The sequence below is a fragment of the Planctomicrobium limosum genome (assembly GCF_051465645.1).
Classification (GTDB): domain Bacteria; phylum Planctomycetota; class Planctomycetia; order Planctomycetales; family Planctomycetaceae; genus Planctomicrobium.
In genome coordinates this window covers 518,996-537,056 of the sequence record NZ_CP195790.1, presented here as the reverse complement: position 1 = coordinate 537,056, position 18,061 = coordinate 518,996, and the positions used below count along the sequence as shown (strand labels likewise).

The following is an 18,061-nucleotide window of genomic DNA, read 5'->3' as shown; positions in this document are numbered from 1 at the left end:
GTGGCGAAATCTCGCTCTAAACTGAAATCTGAACCATCACTGGTTCCTGCTGCACTGGGATGCCTCACGCTTCAGGTGCTCTTTGTCAGCCTGTTTTTCCTCTTTGTCAGCGAAAATCAGATTGTTGTCGGGGCATTCTTTAGTCACGAATTATGGGCCCGACTGGCTGCGACTCTGGGAGCGAGTTTTCAGCGGACCCCAGATGGGAGCGTGCTCACTTCATTCCCGATCGGCTTGCTGGGATTCTACTCCCTGATTCTCTGCAGCATCGCGAACTGCGCTCCGGTAATCGGGCTGGCACTCCTGAAACGAAAGCCTCAGTTCCTCGAATTCACCGCTGCCAAAACAATCGCGAATACATGGTGGACATGGCCTCTCATTGTCTGGTCGGTGTTTTGGATTCTGAATCTCTTACTGCCAGAGATGCCACTTTCACTCTGGTTGATCAGGACGGTGCCACTGGCGCTCGCGGCAACGCTTTCCGGGTGGTTGTGGGAAGCCGTACGTGAATGGATTCCAGCTGGAAACGAAATCAGTGCGCCAGTTGCAGAGCAGGGGACCGGAACCACGACAGTCACGCCAACAACGAACTGCAAGCGATCACGAGCACGATGGATCGTCGCCGGTGTTGCAGCAATTTTCGTCGTTGTTTCACTCGGAATGAATTTCAGCCTGTGGCACAACCTGCAGATTCCTCATGGGGACTCGTCAATGTACGAGGAACACCTGTGGAATACCCTGCACGGCAAAGGATTTCGCAGCTACCTCGATCAAGGACTCTTCCTGGGCGAACACGTACAGGTCATTCACCTGCTGCTGCTCCCCCTGTATGTGCTTTGGCCGTCGCACCTTTTCATGGAAACCTGCGGTTCACTGGCACTCGCGATTGGAGCAATTCCGGTCTTCCTGATTGCCAGGAGACACAGTTCTTCAGAGCGAACAGCGGCGATTCTGGCCATCGCCTATTTGCTGTATTTCCCGTTGCAATTCCTCGATATCGCCATCGACCTGAAAACGTTTCGCCCGAGTGCGTTTGGCATTCCCGCCATGCTCTTCGCGATCAATGCAATGGAAGTACGACGCTGGGGAATCATGACATTCTGCTTCCTGCTGGCACTCTCCAGTCAGGAAGATTTCGCAGTCGTCATCGCTCCTCTCGGGTTGTGGCTCGCAATCGAGAGCGGGTTGCAATACAGAAAGTCACCTTCACCACTCCGGCGACGTGAAATCATCATCGGGCTGGTCACCTGTGTGCTGGCAACGATCTATGTGATCTTCGTGGTAAAGGTCGTGCTCCCATGGTTTCGATCCGGCAGCGAAATTCACTATGTCAGCTACTTCCAGAAGTTCGGGAAGTCTGCATTTGAAGTCGTGATCAACCTGATCATTCGCCCGGACCTTGTCTGGAAATACCTGATCACCGCCAGCACGCTCGCACTCTTTCTACACCTGCTGCAGCCAGCGGGAATGCCATTGCGTGCCTGGCGTCGACTCCTTGTCGGGCTTCCACTCTTTGCACTGCTCGCGGCGAATGAATTGACGTGGGAGTTCCCTGGTCCGTTCCACCATTTTCACGCTCCAATGATCCCCATCATCATCTGGGCGATGTGTGCGAGCGTTGGAATCGCTATTCCAAAGAACAACGTCAATAAGCAGGTAACGACACAGTCTCCGACTAACGAACTCATTCATCAGCGGGGCCTGTGGATCCTCTGTTCTGCATTTGTCACCGGAATCTTCTTCTCGCTGTCTCCTCTTGGAATCAAGTTCTGGGATTCAGGCAGTCCGTTCTATTGGAAATCACTGTATGTTCAGAGCGAACGGGCAAAGCAGTTCGAAAAAGTACTTCCGTTGATTCCAACAACAGCACGCGTTGCTTCAACCGATTTTATTCACCCACGATTTACTCATTACGAACGGTCCTACGACTACAGCCATTACCTGCGCAAAGTCGCTGATTATGAAGACAAAGTCCCTGACGATACAGACTATATCGTGATCGATACTCGACACCGATATAGCGATATCCACTCGTTTGAAGAGACAAGAGAGTTCCGCAATCAACGCGATCAGTGGGAAGTCGTGCCTGTTGATACGAACGGATATTTCATCGTTCTGAAGCGGATCAAATGTCCACCAGCCGAAGAGACCTCGGGAGCACAGAATGACCAGTAACCAGCCTGCACCGAGTTCCAATAACGATGCATCATCTTCCCCAACATCCAAACGGCGAATCGATTCAAAGTGGGGAACTCCGTTATGGTTGCTCACAGGCTTTCTGGCCGTGGGTGTCCTGTCGGTGACAGCGTCATACGCTCCGCCAGAGCTCAAGCGACTGATCATTTTCTACGTCGTTTACGGCATCGCATGTGGGTTTGTTCTGAACTGGCTCGTCGGCGAACTGCGTCCGCAATTGACACGTTCGCTCCCGTGGCTGACAGCGTTTCTCTGCATCGCCGGTGCAATCAACATGGGTGTGTTGTCGTATTACCATTTTGAACAAGCACGCCACGAACTCGCCAAAGAACGCCCTCAGGATGTCGAGATTCTGAATGCGTTACGCGAGGCAAGTAAAGACGACCCGGAAGCACAAGAGTTGTATGCCAAAGAGTTGCGGCAGTTCACACCGCGCTTCGAAGACTACCTGCAGAATCGAGTCTCTCAACTCGGAGAATGGCCAGTTCCATGGCCCGGCGTTTTCTGGGGGGCGGAAGTCATATTGGCTGCGGTCGCTGGAGGAATCACAATGGCAAAGCTTCGAAAATCGGAACTGAAAGCGGCGTCTCAGTCAGTGACATAGGTCATGGGCAATAAAAAATGGTGGGCATGGCGTTCTACCGCCACACCCACCATGAACGCTCTGAAGCGAGGTTCAGACTATTTCTCTCCCCAGACTTTCGGAACTTTGAAGCCTGCTGGCGTTTCGTTCCCACTGACCAATGGCGCTACCGCCTGCTTTGCGAGTTCGGCGTAACGCGCTGACAGCTCTTTCAGCTTCTCTGGCTGACTTTCAGAAAGATCATTCTTCTCCTGAATGTCTTCGCGAATGTTGAACAACTCAAATGGAGGTCGCTTTCCTTTCCCCCCATTGGCTTGTTCGCGCCGAATCAATTTCCAGTCGCCAACACGAATCGCACCACCATTCGGAGTGATATTCAGAACGGTTTCCTGACGTGGAGATGGTGCTCCCTTGGAAATTGTGTCCCAGACATCCAGACCATCAATCGGCAATGGCTGGTCAACCTTGGCCCCGGCCAGTTTCAGCAAAGTTGGATACCAGTCGACAATGTGCATTGGCTCATTGACGACTGACCCCGGTTGAATTTTCCCTTTCCAGGAAGCAAACGCACAGACTCGCACGCCCCCTTCATACACAGTCCCTTTCCCGGCGCGGAGTTCCCCATTGTCGGAGATTTGACCTGGGTTTGGGCCACCGTTATCGCTGGAAAAGATGAAGAGTGTGTTCTCCATCTCACCTTGTTCTTCGATCGCTGCCACAATTTTGCCAACGGCCTCATCGAGAGCAGTGATCATCCCGGCGTAGGTTTTACGGCGGTTCTTGAACTCCCCATAGGGTTCGGTGTAGCTGTCCGGAACCTGTAACGGAGTGTGAACGCCATTGAACGGAACATACAGGAACAGCGGCTTCTTGCGATCGCGTTCCTGAACGATTCGACTCGCTTCTTTTCCGATCAGATGAGTGGAATACCCTTCGTCATAATTGGCTTTGTCATTCTTGTGCCAATCATGTCCGCCATCTCGATCATGAGTGAAGTAGTCCAGTGCTCCGTTGTAGTGCCCATACTGATGATCAAAACCCCGTTTGGTCGGCAGATACTCTGGAGCAACATGTCCCAGGTGCCATTTCCCAACGATTGCGGTTTCGTATCCAGCTGCTTTCAGTGATTGAGACAGCAGGCGTTCTTCGAGAGGCAGTCCGTATTCCGCCCACGGACGAACAACTCCCACCTGCAATCCGTAACGAATCGGGTATCGTCCTGTCATAAACGCCGCGCGAGTCGGCGAACAGACTGGCTGAACATAATACTGATCAAGCTGAGCGCCGTTCTTGGCGAGCTTGTCCAGATTCGGGGTCTTGATTGCCGGATTTCGCCAGCCGACATCGTTTCGCCCGAGATCATCTGCCAGCAGATAAACGATGTTTGGCTGCTTGCCTGAATCAGCATGACACTCCGTTTCCGCCAGAGCGATGCAACTTGAGACAGTCAAAACCAATGCAGACAGACGCAGCAAATTTGCTTTCGCAGTCATGTTCCGGAGCGACTCCAGAACCGAGGTATGTAACACAACATGCTCCCTGAAATTTGATCTCAAATTATCTCTATCGAACGGACGACGATCCACTCTGACTGGTCCTCGTGAACCTAAACATGGTTGTCAGTCCTGAACTTTCTGCAGTTGAATCTGTACAGATTTCACAGTGCCGGTGAACGCGAATGGAGACTCGTATTCTCCAACAGCTCCGCCGGTATCCTGACCGACTTGAAGCCCATCGACTGGCTTCTTTGTAATGAAGACGGCGTCCACGTCGTCCGAGACAGATTCGCCGTCAACAGTCAGTTGCAAGCGTTTCTTCGGAGTCAAAGTCGCCTTGATGGTGTGCTCGCCCTTGGTCAACGCGGCTTTGCCTTCCACCTTGAAGACCTGATCAGGAGAACGCACTGCAAAGACTGGCTTTCCGACCTGCAGGTAGATTGTGAATCCCTGAGCAGCACCGCCCTGAGCCACAACAACTCCAGAGGCCTTCTCATCAGCGGTCTCAATCTTTGCAGTAACCGTGAATCCGCGATTCGCAATCGCTGGAGCCTGCGCACGCTGCAACGTCTGCCCTGACGTCAATTCGAACCGATTCTTGGCAGGCCCTTTATCGTCTCCACCTGCACCTCCACGCCACGTTCCCAATGGCAGAACCTTTGCACGTGCTGCATAGGCTTCCCATTGAGCAGCCAGCTTCTTCGCCAGTTCAGGGTTCTTCTCGACAAGGTTGTTCGACTCAATCCGGTCGACACTGATGTCGTAGAGCTCCCATGGTTCATTCTCTTTGGCAACCAGCTTCCACTTACCATCGCGAATCGCACGGTTCCCTTCATGTTCCCAATAGATCGGCTGCGGTCGTTCCAATGATTTTCCATTGAAAGCAGGACGCAGTGTGACACCTTCTCGTGGCTGGATCTTCTTTCCGGCGAATTCTTCAGGGTATTGAGCACCAGACAGATCAACACATGTCGCCATGAGGTCGATCAAGTGACCTGGCTGATCTTCCAGTTTCCCGCGACGATCAGACTGAATCCCGGCAGGCCAGTGAGCAACCAATGGAGTGGAAATTCCCCCTTCATGAACCCAGTGCTTGTATTCACGAAACGGGGTATTGCTGACATTCGCCCATCCACGACCGTACGCGATGTAAGTGTCTGCAGGTCCTGGCATGGCTCCCGGGCCCTGTTTGACCCATTTCCCGTCACGAGTCTGCATTGGCGGGGCCCCTTTGGGCTGCAGATCATCCTTGCTGAATGCCTTCAGATTTTCGGGACCATTCCCATTGTCATTGCGTCCCATGTTCTCCGCACACGCCCCGTTATCCTGCAGAAACAGAATCAAGGTGTTGTCGAGTTCTCCACTGGCCTTCAATTGAGCCACAATACGTCCGATTCCGGCATCCATTGAATCGATCATCGCACTGTAAACTTCCATGCAGCGCGCTTCCCATTCCTTGTCTTTGACTGCATCCCAGTCTTCCGCACCTGCCGTCAGTTCCAGATTGGGGGTAATCACCCCGAGCGACTTCATCCGCTCAAGACGAGCGAGCCGATGCTGGTGATACCCTTCGTCAAATTTACCTTTGTATTTGGCGATGTCCTTTTCCAAAGCGTGCATCGGCCAGTGAGCAGCAGTAAACGCGACATACATGAAGAACGGAGAGTCAGGGCTTTCGTTCTTGTGCTCTTGCAGATACTTCACCGCATTATCCGCCAGAGCATTGGTGTAGTAGTACTCTTCTGGCTGATATTCTGGATCGTTCTGACAGGTAATGAACTCGTTCTGGCGGCACAGTGTGGCAGGGTCATAGAAACTCCCGGCACCGAACAGCGTTCCATAGAACTTTTCAAAACCACGCTGAATTGGCCAGTTTGACCTGTCTCCATCGATCTTGGTCTGTGAAGTCACATGCCATTTGCCGCACATATAAGTGCGGTATCCACTCGGCTTCAGAACTTCCGCAATGGTCACGGCCTCTTTACTGAGGTTCCCGCGATAGCCATCGTGCCCGCGGTCGTTTGTCATGTGCCCGATCCCCGCCTGATGAGGATAGAGCCCTGTCAACAGCGATGCCCTTGTCGGACAGCATCGGGCAGTATTGTAGAAGTGGGTGAATCGCACTCCGTCCTTCGCGAGAGAATCGAGTGTTGGTGTCTGAATTTCACCTCCGTAGCACCCGATATCCGAGTACCCCATATCATCACTCATGATCACGATGATATTAGGACGCTTGGCTGGAGGGGCTGCAGAAGCCTCCGGCGCAAGGCAGGCGAATGCCATAAGCAAGGCCGGAAAAACGAATCCATGTCGAAGCATTAGCAAATCCCTCATTCAATATGGACGGGACATGATGACCAAGCGGTCTGGATCGGGAGAAAATCACGCCTCACAGCACGACTGGCAGGTTTCAGCAACCCTGCCATGTTTGAAGAGCTGTGAACTTCAAATACATCAAACCAGAACCCCAGAACACGGCCAGTGTCTTTGTGAGGATTGATTTGCGTTTTATTCGAAATTGACACAGATGTTGTCGCGGTAAAAAGGCCAAACATCCCCCGTACCCAAACGCACAATGAACATCGTGCCAGGTAAAAGTGATGCTCCCTATTGAACTTCGCGACAATTCAGAGAAGTGAGCAGCGGCAATCAAAATTTGAAATCATTCTGGTGAGCAGTTCGTCAGGCTAAGACGGCTGATCTTCCAGAGACCGATTTCAAAGCAAAGTATAGCAGTGCCCAGCTCAAATATTCAATCTCAGGGCGCCACCTGCAGATGTCACGCAACGCCCATCCACACCGGCTCTTAACAACAGTGGGCATTGAATGCCGGATGCATCCAACGCCCAGTGATTCACCCCCCAGCGAGTGAGGATTCGATCTACTGAAAATCACTTGGCCGCAGTCGGCTTAAACTCCCGACCAATTTTCACGGCATCCTGAACGCCGCGTGACAAGCCAGAATCAGCACCAACAGCCAGGAAGCGAAACCCCTGAGACATCCGCTTCTCAACTTCCGCGCCAGAGCAGAGTGTCCCCAAAGGAACTCCCGTTTCTCGACCAATCGCGGCCACCTTCTCAATCGCCTCTTCGACAGCCGGATCATTGAAAGGAACCCCCAGTGAAAACGCGAGATCCGAAGGACCGAGAAATAAACCGCCAATTCCCGGTGTTTCTGCAATCGCTCGGCAATTCTCTACCGCCGCTCCGGTTTCAATCATTACCCACAAAACCAACTCTCCCTTCGGATCGAGGGGCCACAAGTCAGCACGGTTCGAGTATTCCCCTCCACTCAGCCCCCAATAGCGAGCCGCCCAACCATAACCAACTCCCCGTTTCCCGATGGGTTCGTAATCCGCAACCCCCTTCATTTGAGGAAAGCGGCAAGCTTCAACCATCGCTCGCGCATCCTCTGCAGTATCCACATGGGGAACAACAATCCCCATCGCTCCCAGATCAAGTACTTGCTTGATTACAAACTGCAACTGCTCCCGTCCTGCAGCAGGGACACGAACAAAAGGAACCGTTCGAGTCTGCAAACCGTTCTTCACAATGTCTGACTTATTGAGCATCCCGAGCAGATACCCTTCCAGTCGTGTGACATCGTAAGGGGAGTGCTCCAGATCAATAATGACAAAGTCGAGCCCGCTACTCGCAACGCTCGCGCCGGTTCTGGTCGACACGTTCGAAGAAAAGATCCCGAACGCTGGCTTGCCTGCTTCCATCAACTCCACAAAGCGGTTGATCCGAGGCTGTGGAGATTTGATCTCAGCAGATTGTGCATGCAGGAGTGAAGACGAGAGCACACTCCAGAGACAAACAGTCAGCGACAAGCCAGTTGTGTTCATACAGCACGTCTTGCTATTTCGAGGTTTCAAGGCAGGCAACCAACATTTTCCCAACGCACCAATCTGCTGTCCCGTCGCTTCCGCAGATCTCTCAGAGAATCTCCCTCCTGAAGCGTGGGTATTCTCTCTTCCACTTGCTACTGTATCAACGCAATGGCATCCACTTATGCCACTTTTCTCGCAACTGCCATGAGATTTCAGCGTCCAGCCCCAACAGCCACCGAGAAATCCCAACTCTCCGGAGTACAACATGCAGACACGTCGCCATTTTCTCCAAGACATCGCCATGCTTGCCGGTGCTGCCAGTCTGAATGGGGGAATTTTTGAGTCGATAAAGCGGGCCAGCGCAATCGAACCAGAGAAGGGTTCCAGTTATCTCGACGCCGAACACGTCGTGGTGCTGATGCAGGAGAATCGGTCGTTTGACCATATGTTTGGAACCCTGCAAGGAGTCCGTGGATTCAACGACCCTCGCGCCGTTCAACTTGCGGACGGAAATCCTGCCTGGGTTCAAACGAACCCGAAAGGCGAGAAATTCGTCCCGTTTCATCTCGATATTAAAGAGACCAAATCCACATGGATGGGAACACTCCCGCATGGTTGGGCAGATCAGGTCGATGCAGCCAATGGTGGCAAGCATGACCGCTGGCTGGAAGTGAAGAAATCTGGCTACCCAGACTACGCAGCGATGCCGTTGACGCTGGGATACCATACTCGGGAAGACATCCCATTCTACTATGCTCTCGCAGATGCATTCACCGTCTGCGACCAGAACTTCTGTTCCACACTGACAGGCACGACTCCCAACAGGCTACACCTCTGGACGGGAACAGTTCGCGAAACCCCTTCGACAGATTCGCCAGCACTGGTCCGCAATGAAGATTGTCAGTACGGCACCTGGACCAACTGGAAGACGTTCCCTGAACGCCTCGAAGAGAACGGCATTTCCTGGAGAATCTATCAGAACGAGCTCGACGTTCCGACCGATTTGAGCGGTGAACCAAAGCGGTGGCTCTCCAACTATGGAGACAACCCGATTGAGTGGTTCACACAGTACCATGTGCGCTTCCACGAACGTCACAGGTCGTTTCTGAACCGCATCGTGACTGAACTCGCATCGGAAATACAGACGCTCGAAGGCCAACTCAAGACGACACCGAAAGGGGAAGCCGCCGATAAAATCCGCAGTCGCCTGAGCACCGCGAAAGCGTCACACGCCCGGTACGAGAAGGACCGCAAAGAGTTCACGGCCGAGAACTACGAGAAGCTGACGCCCTATCAGAAAGCCATTCACGAAAAGGCGTTCAGCACGAACACCAACGATCCGGATTATCTCGAACTCGATGAAATCACGTATCAGGATGGTGATACCACACGAACAGTGAAGGTCCCCAAAGGAGACGTCCTTCACCAGTTCCGTAAAGACGTCAGTGAAGGCAAACTTCCTACAGTTTCATGGCTCGTTCCGCCTGAACGGTTCTCTGACCATCCAAGTTCTGCTTGGTATGGGCAGTGGTATCTCTCAGAAGTGCTCAATATCCTGACTCAGAACCCAGAGGTCTGGAAGAAAACCATCTTCATTCTGACCTACGACGAGAACGACGGATACTACGACCACGTTCCCCCATTTCAGGTACCGCATCCAACGGCCACCAATACAGGTAAAACATCTGAAGGTCTCGACACAACATTGGAATTTGTCGAACTGGAACAAGACCGCAAACACAAGCCGCGATCAGCGGTTCGGGGGAACTCGATGGGGCTCGGCTTCCGCGTGCCGATGGTGATTGCCTCCCCTTGGAGTCGAGGGGGCTGTGTTTACTCCCATGTCACCGACCATACCTCCGTCATTCAATTTCTTGAGAAGCTACTATCGCACCGAACCGGGAAGACAATTGAAGAGACCAACATCACAGACTGGCGTCGAGCGATCTGCGGTGATCTGACAACATCCTTCCAAAGAGAGCCGATCGAGAAATCCGGACTTTCTAACTTCGTTCAACGCGACGACTTCATCGAGTCCATTCACCGAGCACAGTTCAAGAAGCTCCCTGAAGGTTTCCACCCGCTGTCAGAGGAAGAGGTCAAACTCGTACAGCAGCGTGATTCCCGATCACCTCACCCGGAACAGGAGTCAGGAACCCGGCGATCCTGCCCGTTGCCTTATCAGATTGCAGTGGACGGGAGAGTCAACAGATCCGAAAAGCAGTTTGCGATCCAGTTCAAAGTGCAACAGGACCGGTTCCAGGACCAGACCTCCGGCGTCCCTTTCATTGTTTACTCCGACACTTCGGACGGCATGACGGTCCGCCATTACGCAGTTGCCGCAGGGAAAACGGTCTCTGACAGTTGGAATCTCGACTCATTTCAGGATGGTCGCTACAGCCTCCGAGTCTATGGCCCAAACGGCTTCTACCGCGAATTCAGAGGGAGTGGAAACTCTCCAGAACTGGAAGTGGTCTTCAACGAGCTTAATGAAAAGAGCGGTCCCCCTTCATCAGAGGCATCAATTCAAATCGTTAATCACAGCCAAACGCGCAAAGTCCCTCTGATCATTAGAGACCTTTCCTACGGGGTCCCATCAATCAACCAATCGATCTCCGCAACCAGCACTCAGACATTCCTGACGAGCCATAAAGAGAGTGCAGGGTGGTACGACGTCTGTGTCACCGTTGCTGATGACCCTACGTTTCAATGGCGGTACGCCGGACGCGCAGAATCAGGAAACTGGGGAACCACCGACCCCGCGATGGCTGGAAACTCAAAAGTGAAGCCAATCGACGTAAAGTGACTCTGATGATTCGAGCAAGCAAATAGCCGTGATCACCCGAACTCCTCCAGCTCAGTTGATCACGACTATCGCTTCTCAGATTCTGAAGATCTCGCCCTAACAGTGCAAAGCGCACAAAATTGACACGTAAGAGGACATGCACGAATCATCGCATATGCATAACATCAAAAAAAATTGACATTTTATTGACAGGATTTAATGAACACGTCTAAAATCAAATCCAACTGATGCGAAGTCAGTTAAAACTCGCCCTATCCAGTCTTCTTGAAGACCACAATGGCATCAAGCACGATGACCCCATAACCTCAACTCGACTGAGTTCTGGTTACGAATATATGAACAGTTCGTGGAATCGCGGAGACGTGGCAATTTCCTCGATATTGTGATTGGTTAAGCACTTGCCACCCACAACACGGGGTTCTCTCCACGATATTCATCGAGATGTGATCAATACGTCAACACTGACGTCCCCTTCCAGAGTTCTCATGATCATCCTCAAGCCCATTGACCTGTTTGGATGTCGATCAACTCCGAACGAATATAACAATAGAATTACGCTTCCAATTTGATGCGCACGCATTTACTGCGCATTAATTTTTCGATTTGCGTTCTTATCTTTTCTCTTCGTCGCTTTATGCAAGGGGATTGTCATGCAGTCGTTTCGTAGGCGTGGTTTTACACTTATTGAGCTTTTGGTCGTCATCGCAATCATTGCGATACTCATCGCGCTCCTTCTCCCGGCAGTCCAGCAGGCGCGTGAAGCAGCTCGGCGGTCACAGTGCCAAAACAATTTCAAGCAATTTGGGCTCGCACTTCACAACTACCATGACGTGCACAGTGTCTTTCCTTATGGTTCAGCTCACAACTCAATGGTCTTCAAGAACACCGGCGACATCGTGATGAACCAATCCGGCTGGGTACAACTACTTCCATACATGGATCAGGCACCTTTGTACGCAAAGTACGATTCTACTGCTGCGCATCGAGACAGCCAGTTCAGTGGATGGAGTTCAACAGGGTCAGGCACTGTCGCAGGCACACCCGCTGCCATCGCTGCAAACGCTGGCTTGTCTCGTAACATTCTTCAAGTCTTTGCCTGTCCGAGCGATGCAGGGCAAATGACCTACAACTCAGCTTCACCAAATTACGGATGCGGGCTGGCAGGTAGCCAATTGATTAACTACGGATTCAGCGTCAGCGGATCAGGGACAGCTCCGAGTGCAGTTTGGGGCAACGAAAGCAGTGCAACCCGCGGGTTGTTTGGAGAGAATTCCAAATCAGGTGTTCGAGATTGCCGAGACGGGACAAGCAACACCGCCATGATTGTTGAGACCACTCGTGAAGTTCACGACGGCACTGGCAACTATTGGGGATGCAGCGTCTATGCTGGTAATGGAGTCAATCTCGGAACGGGTGTTGGGATCAACTATGACATCTGCTGTAGCTGGGATGCGACTCCGAATGCTCGGGCAAGAATGATTGGGAAGCTGGGTTCTTTCAGCTTACCTGGCAGCTCTCATGTTGGTGGCTGCTATGTTCTGTTGGCAGATGGTTCCGTCCGATTCCTCGGCAAAAGCGTTGACGCAACCATCCGAACAGGACTGTCAAGAATCGCTGATGGTGTCGTTCTTGGAGAGTTCTAAACCGTGAGTCAACAAACTCTCGTTCCATGAACTTACACGCGAAGGAAGAAATGTTCGTCTCATACGAGCATTTCTTCTTTACTCATTTTGAATTCTCACGAGCGGTTTCACAGAGATCATGTGACACCCATTCATGAGATTGCCTACACCGCATTTATCCCAGCCTTAAGCATCCACTGCAGGAAGCTTCACCATGTGCGCATTCAAACGATTAAGCCTCAAACTTTCCACAACGTCGACCTTACTTGCCTCCTGCCTTGTGTTAGGACTTTCATCTGGATGCGGTGAAAAAGTGGATCCAGGTCCAGCACTCGTCCCAGTGTCAGGGATCGCCCACATGGACGGAAAGCCGTTAGTAAAAGCAACTCTCATGTTTAATCCAACCCCCGGTACAAAAGGAAACGGAGGCTTTGCCGTCACTGACCAAGAAGGCAAGTTCACCGTTACCGATTACTCTGGTAAGCCGGGCTGTCCTGTCGGAGATTATGGGGTTACTTTTTCCCAGATGACTCGTCCAGATGGCTCTCCAATTCCAGATGGAGCAGATCGAGGGCAAATGGACATTGTTGAGAAGATGCCACCAGTGTACACGGTATTTAACCCCAACATCATCATCCAAGGGGCAAAGGTCGAGCCGTCGGGTTCAACATTTGACTTTCAACTCAGTTCAAAGATGCGTCCGCCACACGGGCTTTTTCAATAGCACGACAGGCTAACCCGTCAGAAACCAAAAGACGCAGAGACACATCAATGTGACGTGTCTCTGCGTTTATTTTTGAGCATTCTGAATTGTCTCTGAAGCTGCCCCCGCAAGCACAGTGAGACAACATCAGGTTGCCGATCAGGCTTATTGATCGCCTAGAACTTCAAGACAGCATCGATCCCGAAGATTGCGCCTTGGTTCACAGGCAGAGCAGATGCGTTTTCGCTTGGGCTCCACTGATAGCGAACTTCCGGACGAACCACGAGATTTGCCATTGGGGTGATGTTCACACCGCCAGTGACTGCATTGTATGAAGTGCCGTTCTGCTTCCACCATTCAGCGCGACCCCCGACTTTGTATCGGTCGTTGATCGTGTAGAAGAGATACTGGTCCACACCAATGGTGTCATAGTTCCCGCCGCCGTTTGATTTCAAAGCAGTCAAGTCACTCTGAATAACGTATTCCCACCGATCGGTGATGTTCCAGTCTGTAACTAAACTGTGTGTATAACCTTCGCCAATGTTCCCGAGGTCACCTGCAGTGATAATATAGGTGAATATCAGGTCATCGGTTGCAGCAATGCTCACACCGCCCAGGAAGCTGCTGCCACCATAGCGTTGATCAAATCCGGTATCCCAACCCAATGTCCAACCTCCATAGAAGGTCACATTGTCGTTGGCCGAATATGTGCTCAATGCACCGGTGTGCGTAAACGCTTCACTGTTATACATGGTCATGGCATGGCTATAGAAGAAGTTGCCTGTTGCAGGCACAACTTCATAACCGAGCATTGTATAAAAGTGACCCGCTTTCAATGACCAGTTGCCATATGCGAATTCTGCATACAGCTGGGGCATTGCGAAGCTGTAGATCCCGTGATCCCAGCCGTTTTGATAGTCGAACACGCCAGGATCGTTGCCGAATGCCTGTGTGTCAGTACCGTCGACCCCGTACATGACGTCGATACGGCCCCCGAACCCGAGCCCGTTACTTCCGTCCGCGACCTTTTCCACAAACAACCATGACTGATGGTTATGGAACTTGCCTGGAACGTTGTTGAACATCCCGTCTGACTTATTGTGGTAGCCAAACTGAACATGTCCGCCGATATCCCACCCTGAATCAGGTTCGAACAGCGTGTCCCCCAGATCCCAGGCTTCATCGGGCCCGAACCAGTATTTGCTACACCCTGTCGTTGCGTAACACGCGTCACCAGTCACTGGGTCACAGGCATCGATCGCGCAATTCTCATGGGTCACCTGCTGAATCAGCGAAGGTTCACCAGCATTGAAGATCAAATCTGCCTGAGCCGCTTGTTGATTTTCTCCTGCTTGAGTTACAGGGACGATTCCTAGCATGGATGCCAATGAAAGCATCCAAGCCGCCGACATCACTTTGCGCATCAGTGTCCACTCCGGGATCTGAATGCTGCGCAGCAAGCGGGAGCACTCCGCCACTGAGCTAGAAACGTAAACGCATAACCCGCCAAGAATGGCGAGAGGAAAGCAGATCAACGGTAAGGTTGATGGTTCACGGCAAGGCGTGCCGAAGCGTTTTCGCAGCGATGTGAGCGCAATCGCAACGAAGCATGACAATATGTCGCATCGACATTTCCATACCGGCCATTCTGGATTTCCGCCAAGAACGAACAGCCTTCACTAACCGTTAAAGTCAACGCCGACTTTCAGCAAAGACTGCCAATGAACAGCCAAGACGCATCAACGAATGAGCATTCGCCGTTGAAGGAAATTCATTTGAGTTCACCACCATCTTCGTAAACGAATGATTCACAGGAACTAACGGCGACACACGGGACCCCATAACATTCCGCTTTCGTGAATAAACCGTTCCCCATGCAAGCACAGACGTTTGCCGAATAACGCGGATGAGTTTGGGACTGCGACAACTCGCGATGTTCAGCCGGCCGCAATTCAGAACCTTTTCAAGCCTGGAGGGGGCTGACGTGGAATTGGTGCATTCGCTACAATCCTTCGGGTCAACAGCGGCAGCACTTTTTGGTTTCGCAACATGGATCGTTCTCGCGCCAGAACCCGAGTAATGGAGTACGTCATGCGGTTTTCGTCCCCGACCGGATCGCCACTGAAAAAGCCGCTAATCGGTGGTCTGGCTGGACTCTGGATGGTGGCCTGCCTTGGCGCCTGCAATCCGCAAACCAAGACTGACGGTCCCTCGACATCCGGTACAAACGCAAGTTCTCCTGCTGAGAAGAAAGCATTACTGGCTGATTGGGGAGCGCCTCAGGCGACTTTCGTCTTCACCGGCGATATTCATGGATATCTTGAGCCATGTGGCTGCACGGAAGGCCAATCCGGTGGCTTTGCCATGCGAGGCGACTTGCTGCGCCAACTTCGTGAAGAAAAGAAGTGGCCTGTCACAGCATTTGATGTCGGAGGCTCGCTCAACGATGCCAGAATCAACTATCCCCAGACAAAGATCAAGTTTGCGTCGATCCTGAACGGACTGAACAAACTGGGTTACAAAGGGATGTCGTTAGGAAAAGAAGAACTGCTGCTCGGGGCAGAAGGGATCTTCACCCAGTTCACCAACCTCGCAGCCGAAACAGGGTTCGATACGCCATTCCTGAGCAGTAACGTCACGATTTTCGGATCAAAAGACCTCGGAACTCCGACTCCATCCCGGATTGTCGAAGTTGGCGGTCTCAAAGTCGGGGTCGCGTCCATCACAGGAGAGAGCACAAAGAAATCGATTGAGAACGCCGGCGTTCTGCGTGACCCCAATGAACTGTCGATTGACGACCCGCGAACCATTCTGCCTCAAGTCATTGAGGCGTTAAAGGCCAAGAAAGTTGACGTCCTCGTCCTGTTGTCTGCATCGAGCATGGAAGAATCCCAAGCTCTCGCCCAGGAGTTCCCAGACTTTAATATTGTCGTAACGGCAGGGAGCGCAGAGGACCCGAGACTGGAACCGGTCTATATCGGGAAGACATTGCTGGTACAGGTGGGACGCAAAGGGAAAAACGCCGCAGTTGTCGGCCTGTATCCAGACAAAACTTTCAAATCGACAATCGTTCCATTGAGTGTCGACTACTTCACCGATCTGCCACTCATGATTGACCTGATGCGGAATTATCAGGCCGATCTGAAAGCCGCCTGGCCAGAGCTTTCAGCCCACTCGATTCCCAACCCTCAAAGCGGTTCGTTTACTGGGGTCGATTCCTGCAAAACATGCCATACACACGCATACAACGTCTGGAAGAACTCCAAACACGCTCATGCGTTCGACAGCTTAGAAAAGGGACGCCCCGGAAAAGAAGAAAGTTGGGTCTCTCGAATCTTTGACCCGGAATGCCTGGCATGTCACGTCACCGGTTGGGATCCACAACGTGCGCTGCGGTATGAGTCTGGCTTCATCGACATGGAGAAAACGCCGCTGCTGGCTGGCCAACAATGCGAAAACTGTCACGGTCCCGGGTCGGCACACGTCAAAGCCGAGACTGCCTGGGAACGCGGAACACCAGTGACTCCAGAAATGATCGCTGGTCGAGAATCAATTCGACTGACTTTGACCAAGGCAAAGAACGAAACCTGTGTTCGCTGCCATGATGGAGATAACAGCCCGCACTTTGACTTCGACAAGTACTGGCCGAAAGTGAATCACAGCGGCCGAAAAGACTAGCCAATAAAACAGTAGGGCGGGGCAGAGGATTAAAACTCTGCCTCGCCCTTTTTTCAAACCAGCATGACACAACGTTTGGTTCGATCATGCCAAGCGATGATCGCAGATCCCCAGTTTAGACAGGGTCTTGCCAGACTGGGGGTCTCTTTTCAAGGAATGCGGCGATCCCTTCCTGAGCATCCGGCATCATCGCGTTCTGAGTCATGACGTCGACCGCTCGACGATACGCTGCCGATTCCGTCATCTCCAGCTGGGTATAGAACTCTCGTTTTCCAAGGGCGATGACCTGTGGGCTCGAACTCGTAATCGCGTCAGTGTATTGCTGAATTGTCGCATCCAGTTCTGAATCCGGGACGACTGCGTTCAGAAGCCCGGCCGCCAATGCTTTCTGAGCAGTGATCGGCTGTCCGGTCAGCAACATCTCCATGGCGATTTTCGGAGCCACGTTTCGAACAAGTGGCACCATGGGCGTCGTGCAGAACAAGCCAATCTTCACACCCGGCGTTGCAAACTTGGCCGTTTCACTCGCCACTGCCAGATCACAAGCGGCTACCAGCTGACATCCGGCTGCCGTCGCAAATCCCTGCACGCGAGCAATCACCGGCTGCGGCAACTCGCGGATTCTCAGCATCACTCGAGCACATGCTTCGAACAACTTTTCGTACGACTCTACTGGCTGAGCCTTCATCTCACTGAGATCGTGCCCTGACGAAAACACCTGTCCGGACGATGCGAGAATAACAACGCGAACGGAGGAGTCCGATCCCAAAAGTCCCAAGGCATTATCCAGCTCAACGAGCAAGGCACGAGACAGAGCGTGCCGACGATTGGGACGATTCAATCGAACCGTGACGACGCCTCCCTCACGTGAAATCAACAGTTGAGCCGGCTCGTTGACGAACGTAGTTTCTGAGTTTTGCATGTGCAAGATTTCAACAAAAGAACCGGAGAAACCCAAAAAAGGAAAGTCAGGGCATTCTGAAAATACGAGACCAGAAGCCCTGTTCAATTCACAACGATCAGCGTCAGGCACTCCGTTTGAACCATCCGCATCTGATCTTCTCCATAGATAATGCAGTGTTCCTACTAAACCTGCAATTGCCGACCCCAACTCGATGGTTTGTCATTGAGAATTGCGCATCAC

General features: G+C 52.2%; 11 protein-coding genes. 6 read left to right on the top strand and 5 right to left on the bottom strand.

Annotated features, from left to right (window positions below; genetic code table 11):
- Positions 1–2,175 (top strand): DUF2079 domain-containing protein, encoded by a 2,175-nt coding sequence (locus tag SH527x_RS02060; protein WP_437192997.1) that lies wholly within the window; start codon positions 1–3, stop codon positions 2,173–2,175.
- Positions 2,165–2,800: a hypothetical protein gene (locus SH527x_RS02055; RefSeq protein WP_437192996.1), complete on the top strand. Its 636-nt coding sequence runs from the start codon at positions 2,165–2,167 to the stop codon at positions 2,798–2,800. The genes SH527x_RS02060 and SH527x_RS02055 overlap by 11 nt, the downstream gene beginning before the upstream one ends.
- A 77-nt stretch (positions 2,801–2,877) precedes the next feature.
- On the opposite strand, the gene SH527x_RS02050 is transcribed toward SH527x_RS02055, so the two are convergent.
- From SH527x_RS02050 to SH527x_RS02040, 3 genes are all read right to left on the bottom strand, one after another.
- Positions 2,878–4,272 (bottom strand): arylsulfatase B, encoded by a 1,395-nt coding sequence (locus SH527x_RS02050; protein WP_437192995.1) that lies wholly within the window; start codon positions 4,270–4,272, stop codon positions 2,878–2,880.
- 126 nt (positions 4,273–4,398) lie between these two features.
- Positions 4,399–6,594 carry an arylsulfatase gene (locus tag SH527x_RS02045; RefSeq protein ID WP_437192994.1) on the bottom strand — a complete coding sequence of 732 codons (2,196 nt, stop codon included), beginning with the start codon at positions 6,592–6,594 and terminating at the stop codon, positions 4,399–4,401.
- A gap of 572 nt (positions 6,595–7,166) precedes the next feature.
- A complete protein-coding gene (locus tag SH527x_RS02040; RefSeq protein WP_437192993.1) occupies positions 7,167–8,123 on the bottom strand; it encodes an HpcH/HpaI aldolase family protein in 957 nt (318 codons plus the stop codon).
- A 250-nt stretch (positions 8,124–8,373) separates the two neighbouring features.
- Here SH527x_RS02040 and SH527x_RS02035 point away from each other — a divergent pair, with 250 nt between their 5' ends.
- The 3 genes from SH527x_RS02035 to SH527x_RS02025 all read left to right on the top strand — a co-directional run bounded on the left by SH527x_RS02035 (position 8,374) and on the right by SH527x_RS02025 (position 13,260).
- Positions 8,374–10,914 carry a phosphocholine-specific phospholipase C gene (locus tag SH527x_RS02035; RefSeq protein ID WP_437192992.1) on the top strand — a complete coding sequence of 847 codons (2,541 nt, stop codon included), beginning with the start codon at positions 8,374–8,376 and terminating at the stop codon, positions 10,912–10,914.
- Positions 10,915–11,564: 650 nt separating this feature from the next.
- Positions 11,565–12,557 carry a DUF1559 domain-containing protein gene (locus SH527x_RS02030; protein WP_437192991.1) on the top strand — a complete coding sequence of 331 codons (993 nt, stop codon included), beginning with the start codon at positions 11,565–11,567 and terminating at the stop codon, positions 12,555–12,557.
- Between the two features lie 193 nt (positions 12,558–12,750).
- Complete coding sequence (locus SH527x_RS02025) at positions 12,751–13,260, top strand: hypothetical protein (protein WP_437192990.1); 510 nt, start codon at positions 12,751–12,753, stop codon at positions 13,258–13,260.
- Between the two features lie 155 nt (positions 13,261–13,415).
- On the opposite strand, the gene SH527x_RS02020 is transcribed toward SH527x_RS02025, so the two are convergent.
- A complete protein-coding gene (locus tag SH527x_RS02020) occupies positions 13,416–14,663 on the bottom strand; it encodes an outer membrane beta-barrel protein (protein ID WP_437192989.1) in 1,248 nt (415 codons plus the stop codon).
- Between the two features lie 667 nt (positions 14,664–15,330).
- Here SH527x_RS02020 and SH527x_RS02015 point away from each other — a divergent pair.
- A complete protein-coding gene (locus SH527x_RS02015; protein WP_437192988.1) occupies positions 15,331–16,917 on the top strand; it encodes a multiheme c-type cytochrome in 1,587 nt (528 codons plus the stop codon).
- Positions 16,918–17,032: 115 nt separating this feature from the next.
- Here SH527x_RS02015 and SH527x_RS02010 read toward each other — a convergent pair whose 3' ends face one another.
- On the bottom strand, positions 17,033–17,839 hold the full coding sequence (locus SH527x_RS02010; protein WP_437192987.1) for an enoyl-CoA hydratase: 807 nt from the start codon (positions 17,837–17,839) through the stop codon (positions 17,033–17,035).
- Positions 17,840–18,061: the final 222 nt, after the last annotated feature.

Bases quoted from the DNA above. Each gene is read 5' to 3' on its own strand.
- SH527x_RS02045 (WP_437192994.1), bottom strand. From the start codon at position 6,594: ATGCTTCGACATGGATTCGTTTTTCCGGCCTTGCTTATGGCATTCGCC.
- SH527x_RS02040 (WP_437192993.1), bottom strand. From the start codon at position 8,123: ATGAACACAACTGGCTTGTCGCTGACTGTTTGTCTCTGGAGTGTGCTC.
- SH527x_RS02025 (WP_437192990.1), top strand. From the start codon at position 12,751: ATGTGCGCATTCAAACGATTAAGCCTCAAACTTTCCACAACGTCGACC.
- SH527x_RS02050 (WP_437192995.1), bottom strand. From the start codon at position 4,272: ATGACTGCGAAAGCAAATTTGCTGCGTCTGTCTGCATTGGTTTTGACT.
- SH527x_RS02055 (WP_437192996.1), top strand. From the start codon at position 2,165: ATGACCAGTAACCAGCCTGCACCGAGTTCCAATAACGATGCATCATCT.
- SH527x_RS02020 (WP_437192989.1), bottom strand. From the start codon at position 14,663: ATGCGCAAAGTGATGTCGGCGGCTTGGATGCTTTCATTGGCATCCATG.
- SH527x_RS02015 (WP_437192988.1), top strand. From the start codon at position 15,331: ATGCGGTTTTCGTCCCCGACCGGATCGCCACTGAAAAAGCCGCTAATC.
- SH527x_RS02030 (WP_437192991.1), top strand. From the start codon at position 11,565: ATGCAGTCGTTTCGTAGGCGTGGTTTTACACTTATTGAGCTTTTGGTC.
- SH527x_RS02035 (WP_437192992.1), top strand. From the start codon at position 8,374: ATGCAGACACGTCGCCATTTTCTCCAAGACATCGCCATGCTTGCCGGT.
- SH527x_RS02010 (WP_437192987.1), bottom strand. From the start codon at position 17,839: ATGCAAAACTCAGAAACTACGTTCGTCAACGAGCCGGCTCAACTGTTG.